General features: G+C 67.1%; 26 protein-coding genes and 2 pseudogenes. 20 read left to right on the top strand and 8 right to left on the bottom strand.

Going from position 1 to position 25,496, the window contains the following annotated elements; all coding sequences use genetic code 11:
• Positions 1-89: 89 nt before the first annotated feature.
• Together ureG and K6K41_RS20340 are read left to right on the top strand one after the other, a co-directional pair.
• On the top strand, positions 90-683 hold the full coding sequence (gene ureG / locus K6K41_RS20345; protein WP_261405798.1) for an urease accessory protein UreG: 594 nt from the start codon (positions 90-92) through the stop codon (positions 681-683).
• Positions 680-1,372, top strand: a complete 693-nt coding sequence (locus tag K6K41_RS20340) for an urease accessory protein UreD (protein ID WP_261402014.1) — start codon at positions 680-682, stop codon at positions 1,370-1,372. The genes ureG and K6K41_RS20340 overlap by 4 nt, the downstream gene beginning before the upstream one ends.
• A gap of 399 nt (positions 1,373-1,771) precedes the next feature.
• Here the strand turns inward: K6K41_RS20340 and K6K41_RS20335 are convergent, their stop codons facing one another.
• The 7 genes and pseudogenes from K6K41_RS20335 to K6K41_RS20305 form a co-directional block, all read right to left on the bottom strand.
• Complete coding sequence (locus K6K41_RS20335; protein ID WP_261405797.1) at positions 1,772-2,275, bottom strand: VWA domain-containing protein; 504 nt, start codon at positions 2,273-2,275, stop codon at positions 1,772-1,774.
• Between the two features lie 374 nt (positions 2,276-2,649).
• Positions 2,650-3,867 carry a hypothetical protein gene (locus tag K6K41_RS20330; RefSeq protein WP_261402013.1) on the bottom strand — a complete coding sequence of 406 codons (1,218 nt, stop codon included), beginning with the start codon at positions 3,865-3,867 and terminating at the stop codon, positions 2,650-2,652.
• 183 nt (positions 3,868-4,050) lie between these two features.
• Complete coding sequence (locus K6K41_RS20325) at positions 4,051-4,893, bottom strand: CbbQ/NirQ/NorQ/GpvN family protein (RefSeq protein ID WP_378148904.1); 843 nt, start codon at positions 4,891-4,893, stop codon at positions 4,051-4,053.
• Positions 4,894-5,168: 275 nt separating this feature from the next.
• A complete protein-coding gene (locus K6K41_RS20320; protein WP_261402011.1) occupies positions 5,169-6,401 on the bottom strand; it encodes an ABC transporter substrate-binding protein in 1,233 nt (410 codons plus the stop codon).
• A gap of 47 nt (positions 6,402-6,448) precedes the next feature.
• On the bottom strand, positions 6,449-7,510 hold the full coding sequence (locus K6K41_RS20315) for an ATP-binding response regulator (protein WP_261402010.1): 1,062 nt from the start codon (positions 7,508-7,510) through the stop codon (positions 6,449-6,451).
• A 151-nt stretch (positions 7,511-7,661) separates the two neighbouring features.
• Positions 7,662-7,988: pseudogene (locus tag K6K41_RS20310) on the bottom strand (hypothetical protein); the annotation flags it as partial.
• Complete coding sequence (locus K6K41_RS20305) at positions 7,981-8,676, bottom strand: LuxR C-terminal-related transcriptional regulator (protein WP_261402009.1); 696 nt, start codon at positions 8,674-8,676, stop codon at positions 7,981-7,983. The gene K6K41_RS20305 and the pseudogene K6K41_RS20310, both read right to left, overlap by 8 nt.
• A 512-nt stretch (positions 8,677-9,188) precedes the next feature.
• Between K6K41_RS20305 and K6K41_RS20300 the strand changes: the two genes are divergently transcribed.
• The 11 genes from K6K41_RS20300 to K6K41_RS20250 all read left to right on the top strand — a co-directional run bounded on the left by K6K41_RS20300 (position 9,189) and on the right by K6K41_RS20250 (position 20,388).
• Complete coding sequence (locus K6K41_RS20300; RefSeq protein ID WP_261402008.1) at positions 9,189-10,493, top strand: transporter substrate-binding domain-containing protein; 1,305 nt, start codon at positions 9,189-9,191, stop codon at positions 10,491-10,493.
• Between the two features lie 116 nt (positions 10,494-10,609).
• Positions 10,610-11,485 carry an urea ABC transporter permease subunit UrtB gene (gene urtB, locus K6K41_RS20295; RefSeq protein ID WP_261402007.1) on the top strand — a complete coding sequence of 292 codons (876 nt, stop codon included), beginning with the start codon at positions 10,610-10,612 and terminating at the stop codon, positions 11,483-11,485.
• A 37-nt stretch (positions 11,486-11,522) separates the two neighbouring features.
• The gene (gene urtC / locus K6K41_RS20290; RefSeq protein WP_261402006.1) at positions 11,523-12,623 is read left to right on the top strand and encodes an urea ABC transporter permease subunit UrtC; all 1,101 of its coding nucleotides are present in this window, start codon (positions 11,523-11,525) and stop codon (positions 12,621-12,623) included.
• A gap of 7 nt (positions 12,624-12,630) precedes the next feature.
• The gene (urtD, locus tag K6K41_RS20285; RefSeq protein WP_261402005.1) at positions 12,631-13,377 is read left to right on the top strand and encodes an urea ABC transporter ATP-binding protein UrtD; all 747 of its coding nucleotides are present in this window, start codon (positions 12,631-12,633) and stop codon (positions 13,375-13,377) included.
• Positions 13,374-14,078, top strand: a complete 705-nt coding sequence (urtE, locus tag K6K41_RS20280) for an urea ABC transporter ATP-binding subunit UrtE (protein ID WP_261402004.1) — start codon at positions 13,374-13,376, stop codon at positions 14,076-14,078. Before urtD ends, urtE begins: the two co-directional genes overlap by 4 nt.
• Before the next feature lie 190 nt (positions 14,079-14,268).
• A complete protein-coding gene (locus K6K41_RS20275) occupies positions 14,269-14,709 on the top strand; it encodes a N,N-dimethylformamidase alpha subunit family protein (RefSeq protein WP_261402003.1) in 441 nt (146 codons plus the stop codon).
• Between the two features lie 129 nt (positions 14,710-14,838).
• Positions 14,839-17,238: a N,N-dimethylformamidase beta subunit family domain-containing protein gene (locus K6K41_RS20270; protein ID WP_261402002.1), complete on the top strand. Its 2,400-nt coding sequence runs from the start codon at positions 14,839-14,841 to the stop codon at positions 17,236-17,238.
• A gap of 71 nt (positions 17,239-17,309) precedes the next feature.
• The gene (locus K6K41_RS20265; protein ID WP_261402001.1) at positions 17,310-18,410 is read left to right on the top strand and encodes a Rieske (2Fe-2S) protein; all 1,101 of its coding nucleotides are present in this window, start codon (positions 17,310-17,312) and stop codon (positions 18,408-18,410) included.
• Positions 18,411-18,415: 5 nt separating this feature from the next.
• Positions 18,416-19,114 carry a tetratricopeptide repeat protein gene (locus K6K41_RS20260; RefSeq protein ID WP_261402000.1) on the top strand — a complete coding sequence of 233 codons (699 nt, stop codon included), beginning with the start codon at positions 18,416-18,418 and terminating at the stop codon, positions 19,112-19,114.
• Positions 19,115-19,118: 4 nt separating this feature from the next.
• Entirely contained in the window at positions 19,119-19,415 is a 297-nt protein-coding gene (locus K6K41_RS20255; protein WP_261401999.1) for a hypothetical protein, read from the top strand.
• Between the two features lie 172 nt (positions 19,416-19,587).
• Entirely contained in the window at positions 19,588-20,388 is an 801-nt protein-coding gene (locus K6K41_RS20250) for a TorF family putative porin (protein WP_261401998.1), read from the top strand.
• Between the two features lie 76 nt (positions 20,389-20,464).
• Here K6K41_RS20250 and K6K41_RS20245 read toward each other — a convergent pair whose 3' ends face one another.
• A complete protein-coding gene (locus K6K41_RS20245) occupies positions 20,465-20,812 on the bottom strand; it encodes a transposase (RefSeq protein ID WP_261401997.1) in 348 nt (115 codons plus the stop codon).
• A gap of 580 nt (positions 20,813-21,392) precedes the next feature.
• On the opposite strand from K6K41_RS20245, the pseudogene K6K41_RS20240 reads away from it, so the two are divergent.
• The 7 genes and pseudogenes from K6K41_RS20240 to K6K41_RS20210 all read left to right on the top strand — a co-directional run.
• Positions 21,393-21,596: pseudogene (locus K6K41_RS20240) on the top strand (transporter substrate-binding protein); the annotation flags it as partial.
• 49 nt (positions 21,597-21,645) lie between these two features.
• Entirely contained in the window at positions 21,646-22,392 is a 747-nt protein-coding gene (locus K6K41_RS20235) for a transporter substrate-binding protein (RefSeq protein WP_261401996.1), read from the top strand.
• 180 nt (positions 22,393-22,572) lie between these two features.
• Positions 22,573-23,058, top strand: coding sequence for a hypothetical protein (locus tag K6K41_RS20230; protein ID WP_261401995.1), 486 nt, complete (start codon positions 22,573-22,575; stop codon positions 23,056-23,058).
• Positions 23,059-23,327: 269 nt separating this feature from the next.
• Positions 23,328-23,690: an ABC transporter permease subunit gene (locus tag K6K41_RS20225; protein ID WP_261401994.1), complete on the top strand. Its 363-nt coding sequence runs from the start codon at positions 23,328-23,330 to the stop codon at positions 23,688-23,690.
• A complete protein-coding gene (locus K6K41_RS20220) occupies positions 23,666-24,169 on the top strand; it encodes an ABC transporter permease subunit (RefSeq protein ID WP_261401993.1) in 504 nt (167 codons plus the stop codon). Before K6K41_RS20225 ends, K6K41_RS20220 begins: the two co-directional genes overlap by 25 nt.
• 217 nt (positions 24,170-24,386) lie before the next feature.
• Positions 24,387-25,127, top strand: coding sequence for an ABC transporter permease subunit (locus K6K41_RS20215; protein WP_261401992.1), 741 nt, complete (start codon positions 24,387-24,389; stop codon positions 25,125-25,127).
• Positions 25,028-25,486: an ABC transporter permease subunit gene (locus tag K6K41_RS20210; RefSeq protein WP_261405796.1), complete on the top strand. Its 459-nt coding sequence runs from the start codon at positions 25,028-25,030 to the stop codon at positions 25,484-25,486. The genes K6K41_RS20215 and K6K41_RS20210 overlap by 100 nt, the downstream gene beginning before the upstream one ends.
• The last annotated feature ends 10 nt before the right edge of the window (positions 25,487-25,496 follow it).

The raw sequence follows: 25,496 nt of genomic DNA, 5'->3' as shown, positions 1-25,496 counted from the left end.
TCACCCCTCCCCACAAGGGGGAGGGGAAGACACAGGCGCCCGCCGCCTCTAACGACAGGGGGACTGCGTCAAAAACCTCCGCCGCGCGCATCGGCATCGGCGGGCCGGTCGGCTCGGGTAAAACGGCGCTGATCGAGGCGCTGATACCCGTGCTGAAAGGACGGGGCGTGAACCTCGCGGTCGTCACCAACGACCTCGTCACCAAGGAAGACGCCGAGCGCCTGCGCCGCTCTGGCCTGATCGAGCCCGAACGCGTGCTAGCGGTCGAGGCAGGCGCCTGCCCGCATACAGTGATCCGCGAGGACCCGACGCTCAACATGGCGGCGGGCGACGACCTCGAGGCGGCGTTTCCGGGGCTCGAGCTGATCGTGTTCGAGTCCGGCGGCGACAACCTCGCCTCGACCTTCTCGCTCGATCTCGTCGACTGGTGGATCTTCGTCATCGACGTCGCGGGCGGCGACGACATTCCGCGCAAGAAGGGCCCTGGCGTCCTCAAGAGCGACCTGCTGGTGGTCAACAAGACCGACCTTGCGCCGCATGTCGGGGTGAACCTGCCGAAAATGCTGGAAGACGCGAACGCGGTGCGGAACGGCAAGGCGGTCATCGCCACCAATGCGCGCTCGGGCGAGGGCGTCGAGGCGGTCGCGGACATGATCGCGCGCGCCGTGCTGTTCAGCGAATGAAGCCGGAAACCTACGCGATCGGCGAGACCGCGGCCGGGCGCCATCGCAGCGCGCGGCTCGTCTTTGCGCGCGGCGGCGGGCGATCGGCGCTCGTCGCGCAGACGACGCCCTATCCGTTCCACGTGACGAAACCCTTCGCTCTGGACCGGGAACGGCCGGAGCTCGCGACGCTCTATCTCCAGTCGGCGTCTGGCGGCGTTTACCGCGCCGACCGGCTCGACCTGTCGCTGACCGTCAAAGCCGGCGCGAGCGCGCATGTCACCAGCCAGGCCGCGACGGTCGTGCACGACACCGGCGCCCTGCCCGCCCGCCAGACCACGCGCGTCGAGGTCGGCGCAGGCGCCTTCGCGGCGCTGACGCTCGATCCGCTGGTGATGTTTCCCGGCGCCGAGCTTTCGACAACGACCGAGGTGCGCCTCGCCGAGGGCGCGCTCGCGATCATCGCCGACGGCGTCGCGTGGCACGATTTTGCGGGCGAGGACCGGCCGTTCGCGAGCCTCTCGGCCGAAACGGTGGTGCGCGGACCGAACGGCCGGACGCTGGTGCGCGACCGCGCGGCGGTGCGGGGCTCCGAGCTCATGGGGCGCGCGGTCGCTGCTCGGCCCGGGAGCCGGCGCCTATGGCTCCGCGATGCTGCTCGGCCCGAAGGAGAGGCTTCCCGACCCCGCCGCCATAGATGCCGCGCTTGATGCTGTCGGTTGTCGGGCCGGCGCGAGCCCGCTGCCGAACAGCGCGGGGCTCGGGGTGCGAATGATCGCGGCGAATGGCGGGCGGATCACGCTCGGCGTCGAGGCGCTGTTTTCGCTCGGCGTCGAGGCGATGCTGGGATTTTGTCCAGCGCGGCGGAGGAAGTGAACCTCCGCCGTCATCCTCGGTCTTGACCCGAGGATCCACCTCCAGCGTAAAGCCCGACGACGACCGTGGGTCCTCCGGTCAAGCCGGAGGACGATGGCGGAGAGGAACTGCGTGCTTCGAGACGCGGTCCTCCGGACCGCTCCTCAGCATGAGGTCGGTTTTAGTTTTACGCCCCACCAACGGTCCTCATGCTGAGGAGCCGTCGGAGACGGCGTCTCGAAGCACGCACTCCCTCACAGCCGCGCCAGCCGGAAATAGAGTTCCGACAGCCGCGCCGGCAGCTCCTCCAGCCGCCGCGCGGGGATCGTGTTCGCCCGTCCGAACACCGCGCTCGATTGCGCCGCCCCGAGCGTCACCCCGAAGACGTCCACGCCGCGTCGGCGCAGCGACAGCGTCGCGCGACGGGCGTCTTCGGCGAGGTCGAGCGGGTCTGAAACGTCGATGTCCGACGGCTCGCCGTCGGTCAGCGCGATGACGAGCTTGCGATGCGAGCGCACCACCTCCAGCTCCGCCCCCACATGACGCAACGCCGCGCCGAGGCGGGTGGAAAGGCCGGGCGTCAGCCCCGCAAGGCGCGCCATGGTCTCGCGGTCGAAACGCTCTCCAAAATCCTTGAGGCGGATGAGACGGACGTCGTCGCGGCCGCAGGAGGCGAAGGCGCGCACGGCGAAAGCGTCGCCGGTCGTCTCCATCGCGCGCCCGAGCGCCGCGACCGCGAGCTTCTCGATCTCCAGCACCGACGAGGCGCCGACGCGGTCGCGCGTGGATTCCGAGACGTCGACCAGCACCACGGTCGCGACGTCCCGCGCCCGTTTTCCAGACGCGCGATGGATGCGCTCGTCCGGCAGGTCGCCGATGCGGAGCGCGATCGCGGCGTCGACCGCGGCGTCGAGGTCGAGGTCGAACCCGTCCGGCTGGCGCTTCAGCCGCGCGGCCTTTCCGACGCGCGCGCCGCGCACCAACCGAGCGACGCGATCGGAAAAGCCGCCGAGCCGCTCGAGCGCGGCTTCCAGCGCCGCCGCGTCTCCAAGCGGTGCGGGCGTGTCGCGCACTGTCGTCCAGGCGGGACGTTCGGCGCCAGCCGCGCGGTCCCATTCGGGATAGGCCGCGATCACCGAACCGCGCTCGTCGGCCGGGACTTCGCGGGCGCGGCCGGCCTGCTCCTTCGGCGCCTTGTCGCTCTCGCGGCCGTCGTCGGCGGCCTGCGGCGTCGGCCGTGCGGCGTCGACCGCCTGCTCGATCTCGTCGGACATTTCGTCCGACGGATCATCGGCGTCCCAGAGATGCAGGTTGTCGTCGCGATAGAGCGGCTCGACCACATAGGCCTTCGGGTCGAAGCGCAGCCGCATCTGGCCCATGTCGTGGCCGAGCAGCCCGCCGATCGCGCGGGACAGGGTCTGGTCGTCGAGGCGCCCGTCCGCCTCCGCGAAAAGCCTTCGCCCCTTCTCAACGAAGCCGTCGTCGTCTTCGTAAGCGGGTCGAGCAGCGCCCGCGACAGGCGCGCCATCAGCCCTGCGGCCGTCATCGCGTCGCCGGGCGCCGCCTCATGCCAGGGCGTCCAGAGCGCGCGCAGGCCCGGGAAGCGGCGCGTGGCGAGCGCCTCGACGCGCGCGTCCTCGATCACGCAGATCATGGCGATCTGCAGCGGCCGCAGCCGCTTGGGCGACTGGCGGGTCCCGAAGGCGAGATGCGCCTGAGCATGGGCGAGCGCCGCTCGGTAGAGCGGCTCCGTTCGGGTGGCAGCGACGCCGCGGAAGACATGGGGCAGGCGGATCAGCCCGCCGGCGATCGACACGCGCTGCGGCGCCGGCGCATGGCCGACGCCCTCGAGCGCCGCGAGCCGCGGCGTCGTTCCCCACAGAGCTCGGCCATAAAGCTTCAGTCGCCGCTCGACATCGTCGAAGCCAGGCCTTCCGCCGGCCCGCTCCAGCAGACGGCGAGCCGCAGGATCGGCCAGCGAGAAGAAGGCGGCGCGCTTCTTCCGGTCCGGCCCGGCCGCCTTCAGGCCGGCGGCCACGAAGCTTTCGAACGCCTCGCCGTCGCAGGCGGCCAGCACGGTTGGGATGTTGGCCGCGAGCAGCGAGACGCAGTCCGACGCTTCTCGCGCGAGCCTTATAAGGCCCGCCCACCAATGCGCGCGGTCTCGTGCGGAGGCGAGCCGCAGCATCGCGGCGGGCGTCGCCTCGAGGCTCGCGAGAGCGGCGGCCGAACCCGCATGGCGCGCGACCTCTGCGGCTCCGCGCGCGTCGGCGGCGAGCGCTATAGCGTCCTGATCGGGAAGCCGCGCCTGCGTCAGGCGGAAGAACGCGCCAAGGCAGCCCCCCCGCATTGGCGTGGACCAGCGCCAGCGCGCCGGCGGCCCAGAGCTCGACGTCGCGCGCCTCCCAGCGCCCATCGAGCCGCTTCAGCGTCGCGGCGAAAATCTCGCCGACATCGGCACGGCTCGACAGCAGCCGCGCCAGCGCCTTGCGGCTCTCCCCCGCCGGCGCTGCGGCTTCGAGGACAGCAAGGCTCATTGCAGCGAGAGGCCGTTCGGAAGGCTTGCAGCGATCGCGGCTCCGAGCGCCTCGCGGAGATCCGGTTCGTCGGTGATCGGCAGCAGGATGGCGGAGCGGAGCGCCGCCGAGAGCGGCGCGCCGCCGCGCAAGAGCTTCGCCGCGTGGATCAGCATGCGGGTGGAGGCGCCCTCGGCGAGCCCCTGCCCGCGCAGGTTCCGCGAGCGCAGCGCGACGTCGACGAGCCCGCTCGCGATGGGCGCCTCGACGCCCGCCTCGCGCATCACGATCTCGGCCTCGATGGAGGGCTCGGGGTAGGAAAACTCGATCGCGACGAAACGCTGCTTGGTAGACTCCTTCAAGTCCTTCACCGCGCTCTGGTAGCCGGGATTGTACGAGATCGTCAGCTGGAAGTCGGGATGGGCCTCGACCAGCTCGCCCTTCTTGTCGAGCGGCAGCGAGCGGCGCGCGTCGGTGAGCGGATGGATCACGACGGTGGTGTCCTGCCGCGCCTCGACGATCTCGTCGAGATAGCAGATCGCGCCCATGCGCACCGCGGCGGTGAGCGGACCGTCGTGCCAGACGGTCCCTTCCGGCGCGAGCAGGAAGCGGCCGGCGAGATCAGCCGCCGCGAGATCCTCATGGGCCGCGACGGTGACCAGCGGGCGCTTCAGCCGCCACGCCATGTGCTCGACGAAGCGCGTCTTGCCGCATCCCGTGGGGCCTTTGAGCATCACCGGCAGCCGACCGGCGTAAGCCGCGGCGAAGATCTCGATCTCGTCCGCGACCGCGCGGAAGAACGGCTCGTCGTGGATGATCTGGGCTGAAAGGTTTTCGGACACTTTTTGGGCTCCCGGCATGGGATGAACGGAGGCGGCGGGGCGAGCGTGGCTCACCCTCGGCCGGCGTCCTTGCCGGAGCCCGCGACGGTCCTGTCGGCGGGAAAGGCGGCCTTCGGGCCGCGGAGGCCATTAACGCCCGTCTTCGCGTCGGCAGCAAGCGCCCTTGTCCCGGACTTGATCCGGGTCCCAGAACCGCTGAGCTTTCCGAACGACGCGGCAAGCGGTGAGAACAGCCTGGGTCCGTCGGCGCGTCTGGGTCTTGGATCAAGTCCGGGACAAGACAAATGCGACTGTCAGAGGTTCGTCAGCCCCCGCGGATTGCTGGGCGCGGGCTTCGCCGCGCTCTTGCCGCTCATCCAGGGCGGCAGGATGAACCGGTCTGTGTTGTAGGGTTCGGGCGCGATCATCGAGAGCGGTTTTCGGTGATCGTGGATCTGGTAGAAAATGTGCGGCATGCCGAGCGACGGGTCGTGGGTCACGACCGGATAGGGCACCACCGCCTGCCAGTCCGGATGGTAGCGGATCGTGCCCTGGACGCTGCGGTAGATCATGCCCTTCAGCGCGTAGGCGACCTTCCGGTTCTGCTCGAAGTCGCCCGGCGCGCCGGAGCCGCCCGCCATCGCGGCCGCGACCGCGTAGTGATGCATGTTGGAGTAGGACTGGCAGCCGATCGTCGCGGTCGAGCCCTCGCCGAAGCGGGCGTTGTAGCGCGCCTCGAAACGCTTCCCCATCTCGTCCCGCAGCAGGCCGACGACCGAGGAGACGATGACGCCCGTCGCCGCCTCCTGGGCGATGTCGGAGAACGAGCGGTGGGTCGCGCCGTATTGGAGATAAACGATGCAGTCGAGCGGCTTCTCGACGAACTGGCGCTGGAAGTGCGCGAGGTCGCCTGCATAGAAATGGGTGTTGGCGAGCACAGCGGGGTTGGCGGCGCGCGCCTCCTCCAGCACCTCGCGCCACTGGGTCGTCGGCGTCTGCACGATCCGCGGCCCGAAGCAGACCCGCCAGCCATAGTCGGCCGCCGAGGCCGCCATCGCGTTGGCGATGACGATCGAGTAGGGCTTCGAGCCCGACACGATGGCGAGCCGGTCGGAGCTCGGCGTCCATTGGCCGGTGTCGCGCAGCCACGAGATGAACTTGATGAAGCCCGGCCCGTACCAGTAGTCGGCGGGGTCGGCCATGAAGATCCCGAAATAGCGCTCGGGATCGCTCATGATCGTGTCGTGGTGCTGCAGCAGCGTGTTGGCGTGGACGTAGATGATCCCGGCGTCGGCGATCGGCTCGTATTCGGAGTTTTGCGGCCCGATGTTGTAGCCGTTGACGATGGCGTGGACCTTGTGCTTCTCGATCAGCCAGCGGGCCGCCGCCACCACTTCCTCGGCAGTCTGGCGGCAGGTGTCGGCGAAGATCGGCTCGAAGCGACGCCCGAGCAGCCCGCCGCGGGCGTTCAGCTCCTCCACCGCGAGGATCATGCCCTTCCGGAACTCGGCGCCGTCCGCCGCGGAGGGACCGGTGAGCGGGATCATGCTCCCGATCGGGACGGGCGGAAACTCGGCGGGCAAGTCGACGTCCCTCAACGCGGGCCGGCCACGAGGCCGGGCTCGAACAGCAGGTTGTGCATGAGGACGCGCAGCCGCGGCGGGCTCACGGGCTTGATCAGCACCGGAAGGCCCGCCCCCCTGATGTCATCGAGCACACGAGGCTCGGCGTCCGCAGTCACGATCATCGCGGGCGTCGCCGCGCCGAAAACCTCGCGCAACCCCCGGACAACCTCGACGCCGGTGCGGCTCTTAAGGTTGAAGTCGGCGACGATCAGCTTAACCGAGACGCCCTCGTCGGCGAGGCGCAACGCCTCCGCCTCGTCGGCCGCGGCGTGCACCGTGATGCCCCAGCGCTGCAGGAGTTGCGTCATGCTCCGCCGCAGGATGTCGTCGTCCTCGACGAGCAGCACCGGCGTGCCGACGAACTCGCCCGCGACGGTCTCGCTGATTTCGACCTCGCCGCCCTCGCTGTGCCAGACGTTTCCGCGCGGGACCGTGACGGAGAAGATCGAGCCGAAGCCCGGCCGCGAGCGCAGCCGCACGGGATGTTCGAGCAGTTCCGCGAGGCGCTTGACGATGTTGAGCCCGAGACCCAAGCCGCTCTTCTGACCCCGCCGCTCTTCCGCCGCGCGATAAAACTCCTCGAAGACCCGCTCCAGATCCTCGTCCTTCACGCCGCGGCCGGTGTCCACCACCTCGATCCGCAGCATCCGGCCCTCCTTGCGACAGCCGACCAGCACGGTCCCGACTTCGGTGAAGCGGATGGCGTTGGCGACGAAGTTCGACAGGATGCGCTCCAGCAGCGCCCGGTCGGTCGCGACCGTCCCGCGCGGGGTGACGAAGCGCAGCTTCAGGCCCTTCTCCTCCGCCTGGTGGCGAAACTGGATCGCGAGCCGCTCGAAGATCTGGGAGAGCTGGAAGCTCGTCACCCGCGGCTGGATGCGGCCGGCGTCGAGCTGGCCGATCTGCAGCAGGGCGCCGAGCAGATCCTCCATGATGAGCGCCGCGACGCTCATCGCGTGCAGCATCTCGGCGCGGGTCTCGGACGCCTCCTCGCGCATGCAGCTGTAGATCAGGATTTTCAGCGACGCCAAAGGCTGGCGGAGGTCGTGATTGGCGGCGCGCAAAAAACCGCGACTTCGCCTCGTCGGTCGCTTCAGCCGCTTCCTTGGCCTCGCGCAGCGCCTGTTCGTTGCGCTTGATCGAGGTCACGTCCGAATAGGAGACCGTCATGCCGCCGTCGCGCGTCGGCTTCTGCGTGACGTTCATCACGGAGCCGGCGGCGAGCACGTAATCGGACGTCTTCTCCTTGCCGAAATCAGCGATCTCTCCGGCGACCCAGGCGTCGGGATCGATCAGGCCGAGTTCGCGGGACTGCGCGAGGCGCAGCACGAAGTCTTCAAAAGCTTCGCCAAGCGCGGGCGGCGCGTCGAGGCTCTGGCGAAGCACGGCGTTGCCGTAGGCGAGCGTACGATCGGGCGCCCAGATCGCGACGCCCGCGGGCAACGCGTCGAGCCCCGCCAGAACGGTCGCGTCGAGAACCTGCGGACCAGAGCCCGAATGGTCAGCCACGTTCGGCGAGCGCCTCGTAATTGCTGATCGCGTAATGAACCGCCTCGGACCGGTCCCTCATGTTCAGCTTCTTCATGACGTTGCCGAGGTGAACCCGGACGGTCTGGCTGCTGAGATCGAGTTCGGACGCGATCCGCTTGACCGAGAACCCCTGCCCGAGAAGCGACAGCACGTCTCGTTCGCGCGCGGTGAGATTGTCGGTGTCGCGTTCCGGCTGCGTGGACGCGGCGGCCGACGGGACGGATCGCGGCGCGACGGAGGCCGGAACCCGAGTCGCCGCGGCGGCGCTGGACCGCTCGATGATCCGGCGCGGAAACGACACTTCCCCCTCGAGCACGCGTTCAAGCGCGCGTTCGATTTCGGAGCCGCCCGAGGATTTCGGGATGTAGCCGATCACGCCCTGCTCGAGAGAGCGCATCACGTGATCCACGTCTTCATGAACGGAGATCACCACGACGGGCGTGTCGGGGAACGCGGCCCGCAGGCGCCGGAGGCCGTCGAACTCCTCGAAACCGGGCATCACCAGGTCGACGAGCATCAGGTCGATGTCCGGATGCTGCGCGAGGATGCCCTCGGCCTCGGCGAAGGTCTCGGCTTCGAAAACGTCTAGCGTCTGCTGCAGGCGACGCATCACCTGCTTGAGAGACTCACGCACGACCCAATGGTCGTCGGCGATCAAAATCTTCATCTGAGCCTAGGCAGCTTCTTTGCTTGAACGCATGACGCGCCGGAATCGGACGCTTCGATCCGTTAGAGGCAAGCCATAACCTCCAAAGCCTACATGTTGAAAGCGTCTCCACTCGCAATCCAGAACAATCCTGGGGCGAGTAAGCCGCCTAATAAAAACATCTAGACACAATTCGGGCTCATTCGATAGTCCTGACAGCCCCTCCGCCGACGCGCGGGCGCCATGCGCAAGCGCCGCCCGCCAGACCGGGCGGAACCGGCAAACCACTGGAACGACGCGCAAGATTGCTCACCCATCAGGCTATTCCAGCTCAATCCTTCGGCTTCTGCACATCATTGATGCGCCGCAGCGCGCGCCCATGAAGAAACTTCCGTCACCGTGCGGAAAGCCGTTGACGCGATTTCAGGCCTCGTCATAGCATCTAGACATAACGGCAAGGGCGCCAATGAATTCTCGGCCAGATCGCGGGTCTGGGCGGGCCCTTTTTCGCTGCCTTCAGGAGATCCCGGACTATGGACTTCACGCGCCGCAGATTGCTTACGACCGCCGCCGCCGCATCGGCGGCCGCCGTCGCCATGCCGAACATCATGACGTCCGACAAGGCCTATGCGGCGCCGCTCAAGAAGGGCGAGCCGATCAAGGTCGGCCTGCTGTTCTCGCTCACCGGCGCGCTCGCGGTGCCGGAAGAGGACTCGACCCTCGTCCTTCAATACGCCTTCGACGAGATCAACAAGAACGGCGGCGTCGGCGGCGTGCCGGTCGAGCCGGTGATCGTCGACGCGAAGTCTGACTTCGGCGTCTACTCCGAGAAGACCAAGGAGCTCATCCTCCGCGAAAAGGTCACGGCGCTCTTCGGCTGCTACACTTCGGCAAGCCGCAAGGCGATCCTGCCGACGGTCATGCAGCGCAACCATCTGCTCTACTACCCGACCTGCTACGAAGGCGCGGAGTGCACGCAGAACACCATCTGCACCGGCCCGCTCGCCAACCAGCACTCGCAGGACCTCATCCCCTTCATGGTGGAGAAGTTCGGCAAGAAGGTCTTCTTCGTCGGCTCCAACTACGTGTGGCCGAAGGAGTCCAACAAGAACGCCAAGATCTGGCTCGAGAAGGCCGGCGGCGAGCTCGTCGGCGAGGAGTACATCCCGCTCGGCTCGTCGGAGTTCGGACCCGTCCTCGGCAAGATCCGCGACGCCAAGCCGGACTTCATCTTCTCGACCGTCGTCGGCGCCTCCGACATCGCCTTCCACAAGCAGTTCAAGCAGGAAGGCTTCAAGGTCGACTCGATGCCGATCGCCTCGCTCACCACGGGCGAGATCGAGACACGCGCCATGGGCGCGGAGTTCGGCGCCGGCCACTTCCTCTCGGCCCCGTACTTCCAGACGCTCGACAACCCGACCAACCAGAAGTTCGTCGAGAACTTCCTGAAGTCGAAATACGGCAAGAACGGCACGACCCATTACAACATGGAGGAGACGTATCTCACGGCCTACGTCTTCAAGGCGGGCTTCGAGAAGGCCGCCGCCGCCGTCGGCTTCGAGAACGTCACGCCGCGGGCCATCCGCGACAATTCGGGCGGCATCCGGGTTGAAGACAACATCTCGCCGGAAGGCCTCGTATGGATCGACGAGAACAACTTCAACACCTGGCTGAAGCCGAAGATCGGCCAGTGCCAGGCCGACGGCACGTTCAAGATCGTCAAGGCCGCGGCCGAGCACGTGAAGCCGGATCCGTACTCGATCTATCCGGACGCCGGAACCTGCACCGCCACGGGCCTCAAGGGCCCGGACGGCAAGCTCCGCACGAACGTCATCTGACCTGACGCATGGCGATCCGCGGAGAGCGCATCTCCGCGGGGCGCCTTTGTTGCATTGCGGCAAGACGCGCGCCCTTAGCGCCCGACGCCACGCTTACCAGAATACGGATCGGCACGATGGACATAGGCTCGCTGCTCAACGCCCTCATTCTCGGGGTCAGCATCGCCAGCATCTGGCTGATCGCGGCGCTCGGACTCACGATCATCTACGGCGCCGCCGGGGTGATCAACATGGCCCATGGCGAGTTCATCATGCTGGGCGCCTACTCGTCCTACATGCTGCAGTACTATTTCGGCCTGCCCTACCTGCTCTGCATTCCCGCGTCCTTCGTGATCGTCGCGGCGGTCGGGCTGGTGCTGGAGCGAGGGCTGATCCAGTACCTGTACAATCGACCACTCGACACATTGCTCGCGACCTACGGGGTCTCGCTCGTGCTGATGCAGGGCGTGCGGCTGATCTTCGGCAGCGACCCCAAATATCTCGCGGCGCCCGCGCTGTTCTCGAGCAACATTTCGCTCGGCTTCGCGTCGGTCTCGACCTTCCGCGTCGTGATCCTTCTGGTGACGGCGCTCTGCGTGCTCGGGATCTGGCTGCTGTTCTATAAGACCCGTTTCGGCGTCCAGGTCCGCGCCGTGATGCAGAACAAGGAGATGGCCGCCTCCTTCGGCATCAATTCGAGCCGGATCTACATGATGACCTTCGCGCTCGGCGCAGGGCTCGCGGGCGTCGCCGGCTCGCTCTTCGGGGTGCTGGCCATTGTGCTGCCGACCATGGGCGCGAGCTACGTGGTGCAGGCCTTCCTCATGGTGGTGACGGGCGGCGGCTCGCTCGCGGGCACCGTGGTGGCGAGCGGCGTCACCGGCCAGCTTCAGTCGGTGTTCGCCTTCTTCAGCAACGACACTTTCGCGCGCTTCCTGATCTTCGTGCTGATCGTGGTGTTCCTGCGCTTTAGGCCGCAGGGCCTGTTCGCCCAGGCGGGGGCGCGTCGATGACGCGTCCGGACCTCAAGAACAGGAACCGGTGAACACAATGGGCAACCTCTATCACAACAAGACCGCCCAGTGGCTCGTCTACGCGGCGTTCTTCATCGGCCTCGCGCTGATCCCGAGCTTCGTCGACGACGCCTTCCTGCTGAACCAGCTCGCCACCTATGGCGTCTACGGCATGCTGGCGCTCTCCATCAGCCTCTGCTGGGGCTTCGGAGGCATCCTGAACCTCGGCCAGGGCATCGCCTTCGGCCTCGGCGCCTACGGCATGGCCATGACCATGCAGATGCAGAGCCAGTCGGAATCGAACCCGATCCCGCCCTTCATGCTGAACAACAGCCTGGATGCGCTGCCCTGGTTCTGGGAGCCGTTCTCGAACACCGCCGCCGGGTTGTTCCTCGCGATCGCCGTGCCGACGCTGTTCTGCGCAATCTTCGGCGGCATCATGTTCCGCGCGCGCGTCTCGGGGCCGTTCTTCGCGATCATGACGCTCGCGATGCTTTCGGCCTTCTACACCATCATCCTCGACCGCCAGCCCTATACGGGCGGCGTCAACGGCATCACCCCGCCGTCGGCCCTCCAGATCGCGGGCGTGGAGATCGATCCCTATTCGTCGACCGCCTATCTGACGGTGCTCGGCATTCTCGTGGTCGCGACGGTGGTCGCCAAGCTCATCACGCAGAGCTCGTTCGGCCTCGTCACCCAGGCGATCCGCGACGACGCCGAGCGCGTGCGCTTCCTCGGTTACTCGGTCGCAGGCTACGAGACCATGATCTACACGGTCTCCGGCATGATCGCGGCGTTTGCCGGCTGCTGCCTCGTGATGCTGGTGCAGTATGTCTCGCCGGCGCAGATGGACGTCAGTTTCAGCCTTTCGATGGTCATCTGGGCCGCGATCGGCGGCAGGCTGTCGCTGCTCGGCTCAATGTGCGGCGCCTTCCTGATCATGGGCGCGCAGAGCTATCTCGGCGACACCTTCCTCGCCACCTGGCTGCTGATCCTCGGCGGCTTCTTCATCATCGTGGTGCGCTTCCTGCCGAACGGGCTCGCGAGCCTGCTCGAATCCGCGCTCGGACTGCTGGCTTCCAAGCCGAAGACCTCAGCCGAGCCGAACGGCGACGCCAAACCAGTGCCGGCGGAGTAAGCGCGAGATGCCCGGACTTCTCGAAATCCACAATCTCTCGAAGAGCTTCGACGCCACAAAGGTGATCAACGACTTCTCGATGGAGGTCGTCGAAGGGACGCTCTGCTGCCTCGTCGGCCCGAACGGCGCCGGCAAGACCACGACGATGGACCTCGTCACCGGACGCATCAAGCCGACCTCCGGCAAGGTGATCTTCGCCGGCGAGGACATCACGGCCAAGCATGAGCACGTCATCGCGCGCGCCGGCATCGGCCGGAAGTTCCAGGTGCCGGCGGTGCTGCGTGACCTGACGGTGCGCCAGAACCTCGAGGTCGCCTACAGCCGGCAGACCAACCCGTTCTGGAACCTGTTCAAGTTCCGCAAGGCGGGGCTGAAGGAGAAGCTCGACGAGATCGCCACGCTTGGCGGTCTCTCGGGGCGCCTCAACGAGCGCGCCGGCATCCTCAGCCACGGCGAGACCCAGTGGCTCGAGATCTCCATGGTGCTGATGCAGGAGCCACGGCTCCTCCTCATGGACGAGCCCATCGCCGGCATGACCGAGGGCGAGATCGAGAAGACCGCACGGATCTTCAAGGACCTGCGCAAGACCGCGACGCTGATCGTGGTCGAGCACGACATGGGCTTCGTGCGCGAGATCGCGGACGTGGTCACGGTGATGCACATGGGCTCGCTGCTGGCCACAGGCACGATCTCGGAGATCGAAGCCGACGCGCGCGTGCGCGACGTCTATCTCGGCGAGAAGGAGGCGGCATGAGCACGCTGCTCAACTTCGACAACGTCACGTCCTATTACGGCGCGACGCGCATCCTGAAGGACTTCAGCTTCGAGATGCAGAAGGGCGAGTGCCTCTGCGTGCTCGGCCGCAACGGCGTCGGCAAGACGACGCTCATGCGCACCATCATGGGGCTGACCGACAAGTCCACGGGCGCGATCCGCATCAACGGGACGGAACTCACCGGCAAGGCCCCTTACCAGCGCGCGACCTACGGCCTCGGCTACGTGCCACAAGGGCGCGGCATCCTCTCGGACTTCACGGTGCGCGAGAACATTCTGCTGGGCACATTCGCGCGCGCCGACAAGGCCCCGGAGATCCCGGAGCTGTGCCTGCGGATCTTCCCATACCTGAAGGAGAACCTCGACCGTCGCGCGGGCCTTCTCTCGGGCGGCCAGAAGCAGCAGCTCGCCATCGCGCGGGCGCTCGCGGTCGGGCCTCAGATCCTGCTGCTCGACGAGCCGACGGAGGGCATCCAGCCCAACATCGTGCACGAGATCGGCGAGATCCTGAAGATGCTCAACAAGGAGCTCGGCATTTCGCTGATCCTGACCGAGCAGCACATCAAGGTCGCGCGCAAGCTCGGCGACTCCTTCATCATGGTGGACAACGGCCGCGTCGTCGCGCGAGGACCGATCGAAGACATGACCGACGAGCTCGTCGAACGCCACATGACGATCTAAAAACGTCTAGATTGATCGTCTAGAAAAATTCTTTCGCACCATTGACGTTACGCCTAGGTGTGAGCTAGATTTGAACTCACCAAAATAAAGAAAAGGCTCTGCCTTTTCTGGACTTTGACGGCCGCATTGCTTGCGGTCGAGGCTTTTTCGCGCCTTCGACAAGGCGACGTTGCTTCAGAGAGGCAGGCTCATGATCCCGATTCCGAAGAAAGGCACGCCCGAGCGCGAGGCGATGATCAAGGAGCACAAGGAGTGCGTCGACTCCATGAAGGGAGTCGCGGGCTTCTCGGTGCTGAAGTGCGAGACGCCCGGCGACACCACCGTGGTGACCGGCGGCGTGCATGAGAACCCGGACCTCAAGCGCGTGCTCCTGCGCATGCGCGGCGAGAGCCCCAAGGGCAAGCTCATCGTGATCTGCACCAAGGTCGACGCCGAATGGCGCATCGGCCGCCTGTCGGGCATCCGCGGCGTGCCGCCGGAGTTCGTCAACGACAAGGTCTACACCTGCGAGCAGGAGATCCAGCACGACATCTTCCTGATGCGCCTGGACGAACTGCCCGAGACCGCCGGCATGCCCGAGCACTTCCACGAAGGCTGGAAGCGCAAGGACGACAACTGGCCGGTCACCTGACCGAACCTTCCCGACAGTGACCGGGCGGCCTTAGCGGCCGCCCGACGCCGGACTGATCGGCGGACGCCCCTTGGGCGCCCGAACGTCCGGCGCTTGCCCGAACACTCAGGACTCCTGGAGACCCATCCGATGAGCGCGATGCGCCTGACCGGATACGCCGACAAATTCGGCGTGCACCCCGGCGACAAGATCAAGTTCTACGTCAATTGCGACGGCCCGACCGACTTCACCGCCGAAGTCGTCCATATGATCCATGGCGACACCAACCCGCGCGGCCCCGGATTCATCGAGAAGGCGGTCGATGCCGAGGTCAACGGAACCTACAAGGGCAAGAAGCAGATCATCCACGGCGGCTCCTACGGTTTCGTCGAAGACAAGCCGCAGCTGAACGTCGAGAGCTTCACGCTCCAGTGCTACATCTGGCCGACGACGCCCAAGACCCATCCGCGCTACTGGAAGCACGGCGCGCAGGGTCTCGTGACCAAGTGGTCCGGAGACAAGGGCTACGGCCTCTTCATCAATGAAGAGGGTTTCCTGGAACTGCGCATCAACGGCGAGAAGGTCACGACCGGCGTGCCGATCCGCGACCACGCCTGGCATTTCGTCGCAGCGAGCTACGACGCCGCGACCGGCGAGGCGACGCTCTATCACGAGCCGCAGATCGTCTATGCGCTCGATCCGGTGATCGAGCCCGTCGTCGCCAAGATCTCCGCCAAGCCGCTTCCTACTCCAGCCCCGCTCGCGATCGCGGCTTATGTCGACAAGATCGACGACAGCGCGCTCGGCAAGTCCTCGCTCCCTGAAGGCGTGTGGTTCACCGGCAAGTACAACGGCAAGATCGACAGCCCGCGCCTGTCGAAGAAGGCGCTGTCGCGCCTCGAGATCGAGCAGATGAAGCTCGGCGCGCAGCCCGGCCTCACCGAGCGCCGCAACTCCGGCCCGACCGGCGCGCTCTCCGAAGTCATCGTCGGCGCCTGGGACTTTTGGGACGGCATCGACACCATCGTGGGCAAGGACAACGGCCCGTATCGCTTCGACGCGCAACTGGTGAACTGCCCGACCCGCGCGCTCACCGGCTACAACTGGGCGGGCCAGAACTTCGACTGGAAGCACGCCAAGAAGGAATACGGCGCGATCCACTTCCACGACGACGACGTCGACGACGCGCGCTGGACTTCGGACTGCGAATGGACCGTCCCGGCAGGCTGCCGCTCGACCTCCTACGCGCTGAAGCTCACCACGTCGGAAGGCGACGAAGACTACATCCCGTTCTGGGTCGTTCCCAAGATCGGCGAAGAGCAGTCCAAGATCGCCGTGATGATCCCGACGATCAGCTACATGGCCTACGCCAACGAGCATGTGGCCTGTAACGCCGGCGGCGCGGAGCTCTTCGTCTATCGCGTGCCGATCATGCAGCACCAGAACATGTTCCTGGCCGAGCACCGCGAGTATGGCGGCTCGATCTACGACACGCACACTGACGGTTCCGGCATCTGCCTGTCGTCGCGTCTTCGCCCGATCCTGTCGATCCGGCCGAAATACGACCACTTCCTCGCCCAGGCGCCCTGGCAGTACCCGGCCGACCTCCACCTGATCTACTGGCTGGAGCAGATGGGCTACCAGTACGATGTCATCACGGACGAGGACGTCACCTATGACGGCGTCGCCCGTCTCGAGGGCTACAACGTCGTCATCACGGGCTCGCACCCGGAGCACAACTCCGGCACCCAGCTCGACGCGCTGCACAACTACACCCAGCGCGGCGGCCGCATCATGTATATGGGCGCCGACGGCTGGTACTGGGTCCACTCCTACCATCCGGCCTACGAGAGCAAGGGCCGCGGCGTCGTCACCGAGATGCGGCGCTGCGAGAGCGGCATCCGCACCTGGCGCGCGGATCCGGGCGAATACTACCACCAGGGCACGGGCGAACTCGGCGGCATGTGGCGCTTCCGCGGCCGACAGCTCTACTCGGTCGCCGGCGTCGGCATGACGAACGAAGGCTTCGACATCTCGACCTACTTCAGCCGAACCCCGGACTCGCTCGACCCCCGCGTCGCCTTCGCGTTCGAGGGCATCACCTATGACGAGCCGCTCGGCAATTTCGGCCTCGTGGGCGGCGGCGCCGCCGGCCTCGAGCTCGACATCGTCGACACCATGCTGGGCTCGCCCCCGCACACGCTCGCTGTGGCCACCTCGGCCGGCCGCCACACCGAAGCCTACCTGCTCGTCATGGAGGATTTCGGCTTCAACCAGCAGGGCCTCGACGGCACGACGCATCCCCGCGTCCGCGGCGACATCGCGTTCCACGAGACCCCCTGCGGCGGCGGCGCCTTCTCGTTCTCGTCGATCGCGTTCTGCGGCTCGCTGCCCTGGAACAACGGCGACAACAACATCTCGAAGCTGGTCGGCAACGTGCTGAACCACTTCATGCAGGACGGCCCGCTGCCTCCGCCCCCGGCCGACGCGATCAAGCATCGCGGCCGCGCGGACTACGAGTCCCCGGCCTTGGCGCAGACGTCCTCCTGACGCGCCAACTCCGGCGCCCGCGGATCGCCCCCGCGGGCGCCGGCCCCCTCCCCGATCGAAAGGCACGGCCGATGTCGCACCGCCCGGACCTCGGATTCTTCGACGAAGGCCATGACCTCGCCGGACCCGCCTTCTACGCCGACGCGATCGGCGACGGCGGCAAGGCCCTCATGCTGCCGCCGGCGGCGGTCCGCTCGCTCGCCTTCACCCACCTCGAGGACGAGGCGGTCTGGACGCGCGACTGGATCTGCGTCGGTTCGCATGAGGCGATCCCGAACGTCGGCGACCTCCTGCCCTTCACCGTCGGCGTCCATGGCGTCCATGTTCAGCGCACGGACGACGGCCTCGCGGCGCGCTTCAACAAGGCCCAGCACGGCGGCTGCCGCGCCATTCCGCTGCAATGCCAGACCGGCGCGAAGACCAAGTGCTCCTTCACCTCCTGCGGCTACAGCCGGGACCGCCGCGCGATCCCGGCGACCGAGCTCGGCGACGGCACGCCCGAGATGCACCAGTATCTGGGCCTGCGCCCCGAACGCCTGCTGAGCGCGCAGGCGAAGAGCTGGGGCCCGTTGATCTTCGTCAATCTCGACGTCGCGCCCGACTGGCCAGAGCAGAGCCTGCGCCTCCTCGGGCGGACCATGGGCGCCTTCGGCAACCACAAGGCCGAGCGCTCGAGCGAGCTCTGGCTCGAATATCCCGCGAACTGGAAGCTCCTCGGAACCGCGCTCGCCGAGGGCGAGCCGATCGGCGAGGACCGCCGCGGCGGGTGGACGGTGTCGACGACGACGCTCGCCGACGGCCAGGGCGCGACGGTCGCCTGGCTGTTCCCGAACCTCGTCCTGATCTCGACCGAGACCGAGACCGCGGTCGCGGTCCTGCAGCAAACTGCCATCGGCCAGACGCTCTGCCGCCTCTCGGTCTACGGCGCGGCCCCCGAGGCCTCGATGGACCGCTGGCGCGCCGAGATCGAGGAGCGCGCGGCGAACGGCGTCGAGGCGCACCGCGCGCTGTCGCGCTTCGGCACGAGCCACCGGCCCGAGACGATTGGCCAACCGCTGCCGGCCCAGACTTCTCCCCTCGCCGCCTGGATGCAGAGGACGCTCGCCGACCGCGTCGCCCGCGCCCCGCTCGGCCCCATCGACCAGCCGCTGTTCCAGAACCCGAAGGGGTGATCGAGATGCTCTCCGCCAAAGCTTCCGTCGAGAACGGCTCGCCGCTCGCTGACGCCGTCGCGGCCTACAACCGCGACGACTTCGACGAGGCCTTCGCCCTGTTCGAGACGCTCGCCAACCGCGGCGACGCGGAGGCCAAGACCTGGCTCGGCGTGATGTACGCCCACGGCCAGGGCGTCGCCTCCTCGCTGCAGATGGCGTTCGCGCTCTACCTCTCGGGCGCCGAGGCCGGCAACGTGCTCGCCCAGACCAATGTCGGCGCCATGCTCGCCATGGGCCAGGGCGTCGCGCGCGACGAGGTCGAGGCGATCAAATGGCTGACGCGGGCCGCCGAACAGGGCGACCAGTACGCCCAGTACAATCTCGCGACGCTGCTCTCGAAAGGCCAGGGCGCCGACGCCGATCCGCGCGCCGCCGCCGACTGGTATCGCCGAGCGGCGGAGACCGGACACTATCCCTCGCAGGCGCGCCTTGGCTTCCTCTACGCCAACGGAACAGGCGTCGAGAAGGACCGGGTCGAGGCCTATGTCTGGCTGTCGCTCGCGGCCCAGCACGGCGTCGGCACCGCGCTGAACGCGCTGGAAGGCCTCGTCGGTCAGATGTCCTCGGACGAAAAGCGCGCGGGCGCCGCCGCCGTCTCGAAATGGCGATCGCGGACCGCCGACGTCTCGGTCCACGCGCGTCTCACCCCGATGCCGGGCTGATCCGATGGTGTTCAGCCCGCAGCAGGTGAAATTCGAGTTCCTCAGCTACTTCAAGGAATTCGGCGGGAACGCCGAGGAGTGGCGGATCGGCTGCGCGGTCGACGCGAAGTCGGCTCTCACCGACGAGCACAAGATCGACCTTGATCGCGACATCTGGCTCTGGAAGCCGACCCTGTCGCCATCGGCTGCGCGCATCGTCCATCGCTACTTCACCCAACAACTGCGCGTCCCGGATGCGGGCGCGGTCGCCGGCGGGGCGAACATCTACTTGTTCAAACGCTGCGCCGCCCATACCGCCTGATTGCTCGAACGCACGCGCCGCGAGCGGATTTTCTCTTTCTCGCCAATGAGATGCTGCGGCGCAGAAGACACGCTTCGGAAAACTCGTCAGTGAGCCGCCCTTTGCATCTAGCGCATGCATCTAGATTTTGCGTGAATGTCGTCACACTTCTTTCATCGGGGAACTAAGGAATATGTCTAAGCTTTCTCTGGCGGTCGGGGCCGCCCTCCTCTCGGCGTCGCTCGGCGTCTCGGCGGCGTCTGCGGCCGACATGCCTGAGGTCATCGACGTCACCACCGCTCCGCTCGACGTCGCCTTCGGCGTCAAGGGCACGTCCGACTACCTCGTTCGCGGCATCTCGCAGACCAAGGGCGACCCCGCGGTCCAGGGCTATGTCGAAGTGCAGGCCTTCGACTGGGTCTACGCCGGCGTCTGGGCGTCCAGCGTCAACTTCGGCGGCGCGCAGGATCCGTCGGCCGAAGTCGACATCTATGGCGGCGTTCGCCACACCTTCGACAAGCTCACCCTCGACGCCGGCTACGTCTGGGTCGACTTCCTGAGCGAAGTGAAGGGCAGCCGCACCCTCGCCTACGGCAAGGTCTACGGCATCGCGAGCTACGCGCTCACCGAGAACTTCTCGTTCGGCGGCAACATCTACTACGGCACCGACTACATCAATCTCGGCGCCGAGATCACTCACGCCACCGGCTTCGCCAAGTACAAGTTCGCGCCGCTCGACACCATGCCGGAGCTCGGCGCGTACCTCTCGGGCTCGTTCTCGCGGATGTGGACCAGCAAGAACTTCGCGCCCGACTACAACTACTGGGACGCCGGCGTCGGCCTGACCTACAAGGCGATGACGCTCGACTTCCGCTACAGCGACAGCAACCTCAAGAAGAGCGAGTGCTTCACCCACATCGGCAGCCGCGGCTCCTGCGGCGACCGCTACCTGGTCAGCCTGTCGTTCGACACCTCGCTCAACAAGCTGAAGTAATCTGGGATCCCTGCCGGGAAGAGGGCCGCGTCTTCTCTTCGGAGAGGCGCGGCCTTCGCCGTTTCAAGGGCTGAGATCAGCCGCCGGAAATCCGGACAGTCGCGAACCGGCCGAGGCTCACGCCGTGCATCTCGCGCAGCCGCGTTCCGGTCGCGCCGCGCTCGGCCGCGTCGGGAATGGACGGCGCTCCTGCCGGCCGGGCGCTCCGCTCAGCCAACAGCCTGCGCAGTTCGGCGTTCTCCCGCCGCAGCGCCTTGAGCTGACGGACGCCGGAAGGCGTCAGCCCGTCGAACTTCCGTTTCCATCGATAGAAAGTGCGCGTCGACACATGCGCGGCGGCGCAGACCGCCTCCATCGAGGCGCCGTTCGAGACCTCGCGGAGAAGCGCGGCGATCTCCTCGTCGGTCAGGCGCGAAGCGGCCATCTCGTTTACCTCGCGGACGTCATGCCGTGCGAGCGGGCATGCACATTCTCAAGGCAGAATGATCCTCTCGCCGCGCTGGCAACTCTCTCGTCAGGCGACCCAGCCATCTCGCCGACGCCCGCAGGAGCAAGGATTTCAACGCTCTTCGCCGGACCGACCGTCGCGCCGGAAACGGCGGCGGGAAGCGCCGCTCTGTCATTTTTGACACTGGGGTCTCGTCAGCGTCCCGGCGCCCAATTCGGGCGCTCGCCGAGCGCTTATTTGGCCTTGCGGCTCAAGGCGTTCGGCCTCCAGCTTCAGGGGCGAAAAATCCTTTGCGAAGGCGTGACGGCGATGAGCAAGTTCGACCGCAGAAGCTTCCTCATGACGACGGCTGGCCTTGCGGCCGGCGCGGCACTTCCGCTCGCCGCCCCGCCGCTCATCCGCTCGGCGCGCGCGGCGGGTCCGGTGAAGCTCGGCTGCCTGTTCTCCTCCTCGGGCACGATGGCGAACCTCGAAGGCCGAATGAATTTCGTGGCCAAGATGGCGGCGGACGAGATCAACGCCGCGGGGCGGCGTCAACGGCTCGACGATCGAGATCGTGACGTCGGACCCTGCCTCCGACTGGCCGCTCTACGCCCAGATCGGCCGGCAGATGCTGTCGGAGACCAAGGTCGCCGCATTGTTCGGCTGCTGGACGAGCGTGTCGCGCAAATCCGTGCTCCCGGTCGTCGAGCAGGCCGACGGACTGCTGTTCTACCCGCTCCATTTCGAGGGCGACGAGAACTCCAAGAACGTCGTCTATGTGAACTCGCCGCCCGCGAGCTCCGTTTCTGCCGGCCGTCGACTACCTGATGAGCCCGGACGGGGTCGAGGCCAAGCGCTTCTTCATGATCGGCTCGGACTACGTCTGGCCGCGCACCATCAACAAGCAGCTCAAGGGCTACTGGAAGTCCAAGGGCATCGAGGAGAGCGCCTGGAAGGAGGAGTACGTCCCCTTCGGCTTCTCGAACTTCCAGACGCTGATCAACCAGGTCCGCGCCTTCGCGGACGCGCCCGGCGGCAAGTGCGTCGTGGTGCTGACCGTGGTCGGCTCGTCGATCCCGGATTTCATGCGCGAATTCGCCAACCAGGGCATCTCGTCCTCGGACGTGCCCGTTCTCGGCCTCGACATGGTGGAGGCCGACCTCGAGGGCCTCGACACCGCCAAGATGGTCGGCCACCTCAACTGCTGGGCCTATCTCCAGCAGGCCAAGGGCGACGCCAACGTCAAGTTCCTCAAAAGCTGGGCGGACTACGTGGCCAAGACCAAGGCTCCGTTCAAGCCCGACGTCGCCATCGACCCGATGGTCTCGACCTACGACGCCGTGCACCTCTGGGCGATGGCGGCCAAGAAGGCCGGCTCGTTCGACGTGCCGGAGGTCCGGAAGGCGTTCGACGGGCTGAGCTTTCTGCCCTCGGGCTACAAGATCGGCATGACGGGCGAGAACAACTACGTCTCGCGCGGCGTGTTCATCGGCTCGGTCAACGAGAAGCAGGGCTTCGACGTGCTCTGGCAGTCCGACGGCACGCCGAAGCCTGTGCCGATGAGCCAGTACTGATCTCCGAGCCATGTCCCTGATTGCGCTGAACGCGTCGAACTGCGTGCTTCGAGACGCCGTCTTCTGGACGGCTCCTCGGCATGAGGTCGGTTTGTGGTCTGGGAAACGAAGACAGTCCTCATGCTGAGGAGGCCGCGACAGCGGCCGTCTCGAAGCATGCAGTCCGGCGGCCGATGGACGATGGCGAGCGGCCGCTTGGCGATGATCGTCTGCCTGTTGGGGATATGCTTTCCCGCCCTCGCCTTCGACCGCGCGGCGATCGTCGCGCAGTCCTGCGGCGGCGCGGCCGGCATGACCGAGGCCGCCAACGCCCTGACGAACGGCGTCGCGACGGCTTCGAAGGACGACGCCGCCTGGGCCGCGACGCTCGCAGGCGCAGCGATCGACCGCACGCTGAAATGCGGGCCCTCGCCCGTCATCGCGTCCTCCGGCGGCGTGCTGAACGCCGCCACCCTTGAGCCGGCCGCGTCCGGTGAGGGCTCCTCGCCGCTGCTGAGCCTCAAGAATCGTCCGCTGTTCGAGACGCGCGCGCCGCCGCCAGCCTGTTTTCAGGCGCGACGGCGAGCGAGCGGGGCGCGGCGCTCGTCGCCCTCGAGCGCCGCGCCGGATCCCTGCCTCCGGAGCTCTTCGAGAAAGCCGCCGAAGCGGAGACCGACGCCGGGCTGAAGGATCGCATCCTCGGCGTCGGGCAGGCCGCGCTGCTGAACTCTCCCGACGTCACGAAGCGGGTCGCCGCGATCGAGCGGATCTCGGCGAGCGCCGACAGGCGGTCGCTGACGCAGATCTCGGGCCTCACGTCGGACCCGGCCTACGCCAAGGACGCCGCCTTCAAGGCCGCGGTCGACGCCGGCGTCGCCTCGATCGAGCGGCGGCTGCAGGTCTCGACCGCGCTCAACACGCTCTACAACGGCCTGTCCTTCGCCTCGATCCTGTTCATGGCCTCGGCGGGGCTCGCGATCATTTTTGGGCTCATGGGCGTGATCAACCTCGCACAGGGCGAGTTCATCATGATCGGGGCCTATGTCACCTATGCGGTGCAGGAGACGATCCGCGCCGCCTTCCCGGGCCTGCTCGACTGGTACTTGATCGTCGCGATCCCGATCGTGTTCCTCGCCACCTCCGGCGTCGGCGTGATCCTCGAGGCGACGCTCGTCCGCCGGCTCTACACGCGGCCGCTGATGACGCTGCTCGCCACCTGGGCGGTGAGCCTCCTCATCGTCAACCTCGTTCGGGTCGCGATCGGCACGCAGAACCTTCAGTTCGCGACGCCTTGGTGGATGTCCGGCGGCACCTGCTGATGGGCGACTTCATCGTCACCTGGAACCGCCTGTTCGCGATCGTCTTCGCGGTCCTGACGCTGGCTCTCACGTGGTTTGTCCTGAAGCGCACGCCGCTCGGCCTGGAAATCCGCGCCGTCACCCAGAACCGCGCCATGGCGGGGTGCCTCGGCATCGCGACGCGGCGCGTCGACATGATGGCGTTCGGGCTGGGCTCGGGCTTGGCCGGCCTCGCGGGGCTCGCGCTCTGCCCGATCTACAACGTGAACCCGCAGATGGGCTCGAACTTCATCGTCGACAGCTTCATGGTCGTGGTGCTGGGCGGCGTCGGCACGCTCGCCGGCACGGTGATCGCTTCGCTCGGCGTCGGCCAGGTGAACGTGCTGATCGAGCCGCTCTACGGCGCGGTCGCCGCCAAGGTCATCGTGCTGCTGATGATCATCGCATTCCTTCAGTGGCGGCCCGAAGGGCTGTTCGCGGTGAAGGGGCGACGGAAGTGAGGGGGCATAGGCGCGACGCCGGCCGTCCCTTCTCCCGCTTGCGGGAGAAGGGACGGATGAGGGCGCATGGCGCCGACGTCGCCAAGAACCGCGCGTCCGCTTGCGTCTCGCTCGATCCTGAACCTTCGGCGCTGACGCCCCTCACCCTTACCCTCTCCCGCCTCGGCGGGAGAGGGGGACGGGAACGTCGCGCTCCATCGACGTGGGTACAGCGCCCATGACGGCCAAGCCCAACATCCTCCAGCGCGCGATGGAGGACCGCATCTTCGTCGGCGTCGCGGCGGCGGTCGCGCTCGCGGCGCTTGTGGTCACCCTTTTCCCCGGGCTCTCGGGCTACCGCGTCAACGTCGTCGGGCAGCTCGCCTGCTTCGCGCTGCTCGCGCTCTCGCTCGACCTGATCTGGGGCTATGCGGGGATCCTCAGCCTCGGCCACGGCCTGTTCTTCGCCATCGGCGGCTATGTGATCGGCATGCACCTCTTGGAGCATTCGGTCGCGACCACCGGCGTCACGCCCGACATCGTCCAGTTCATGGGCTGGAAGGCGCTGCCGGACTGGTGGGGCCCGCTCGAAAGCTTCCCCGTGGCGCTCATAGCTGCGCTCGCAGTCTCCTTCGCGGTGGCCTTCGTGTTCGGCTGGGTGTCGTTCCGCTCCCGTGTGGGCGGCGTGTATTTCGCGATCATCACGCAGGCGCTCGTCTATGTGGCGATGCTGCTGATGTTCCGGAACGACACCGGCTTCGGCGGCAACAACGGCATGACCGGGTTCCAGACGATCTTCGGCGTGCCGTTCCAGACGCCGGGCGTCGCCAAGGCCTTGGCGGTGACGTCCCTCGTCGTGTTGGCGATCGCGCTTGTCGCCTGCCGGATGCTGATGATCGGCCGGTCGGGCGTCTGCTGGTCGCGACCCGCGACGACGAGACGAGGCTGCGCTCGCTCGGCTACGAGACGCTGCGCCTGAAGCTCGGGGTCTGGTGCCTTTCCGCCGTTCTCGCAGGGATAGCGGGCCTGCTCTACGTGCCGCAGGTCGGCATCATCAATCCGCGGGTCTTGTCGCCCGAACTCTCGCTCGAGATCGCCGTCTGGGTCGCGATCGGCGGGCGCGGACGGCTCGCAGGCGCTGTGATCGGCGCGGTGCTGGTCAACGCGATCAAGTTCTCGCTGTCGGCCACCATGCCGGAGCTTTGGCCCTTCGTGCTGGCCGGGCTCGTGATCCTGGTCGCGCTGATCTTCCCCAACGGCCTCCTGGACATCGGCCGCTGGAAGCCGACCTGGATCTCGCGGAGCGACGCCCTCCAGCCCAAGGACGTCACGCCATGAGAACTTGGCC

The sequence above is a fragment of the Chenggangzhangella methanolivorans genome (assembly GCF_019797865.1).
GTDB classification, from domain to species: Bacteria; Pseudomonadota; Alphaproteobacteria; order Rhizobiales; family Methylopilaceae; genus Methylopila; species Methylopila methanolivorans.
This window is presented reverse-complemented; position numbering and strand designations above follow the sequence as displayed.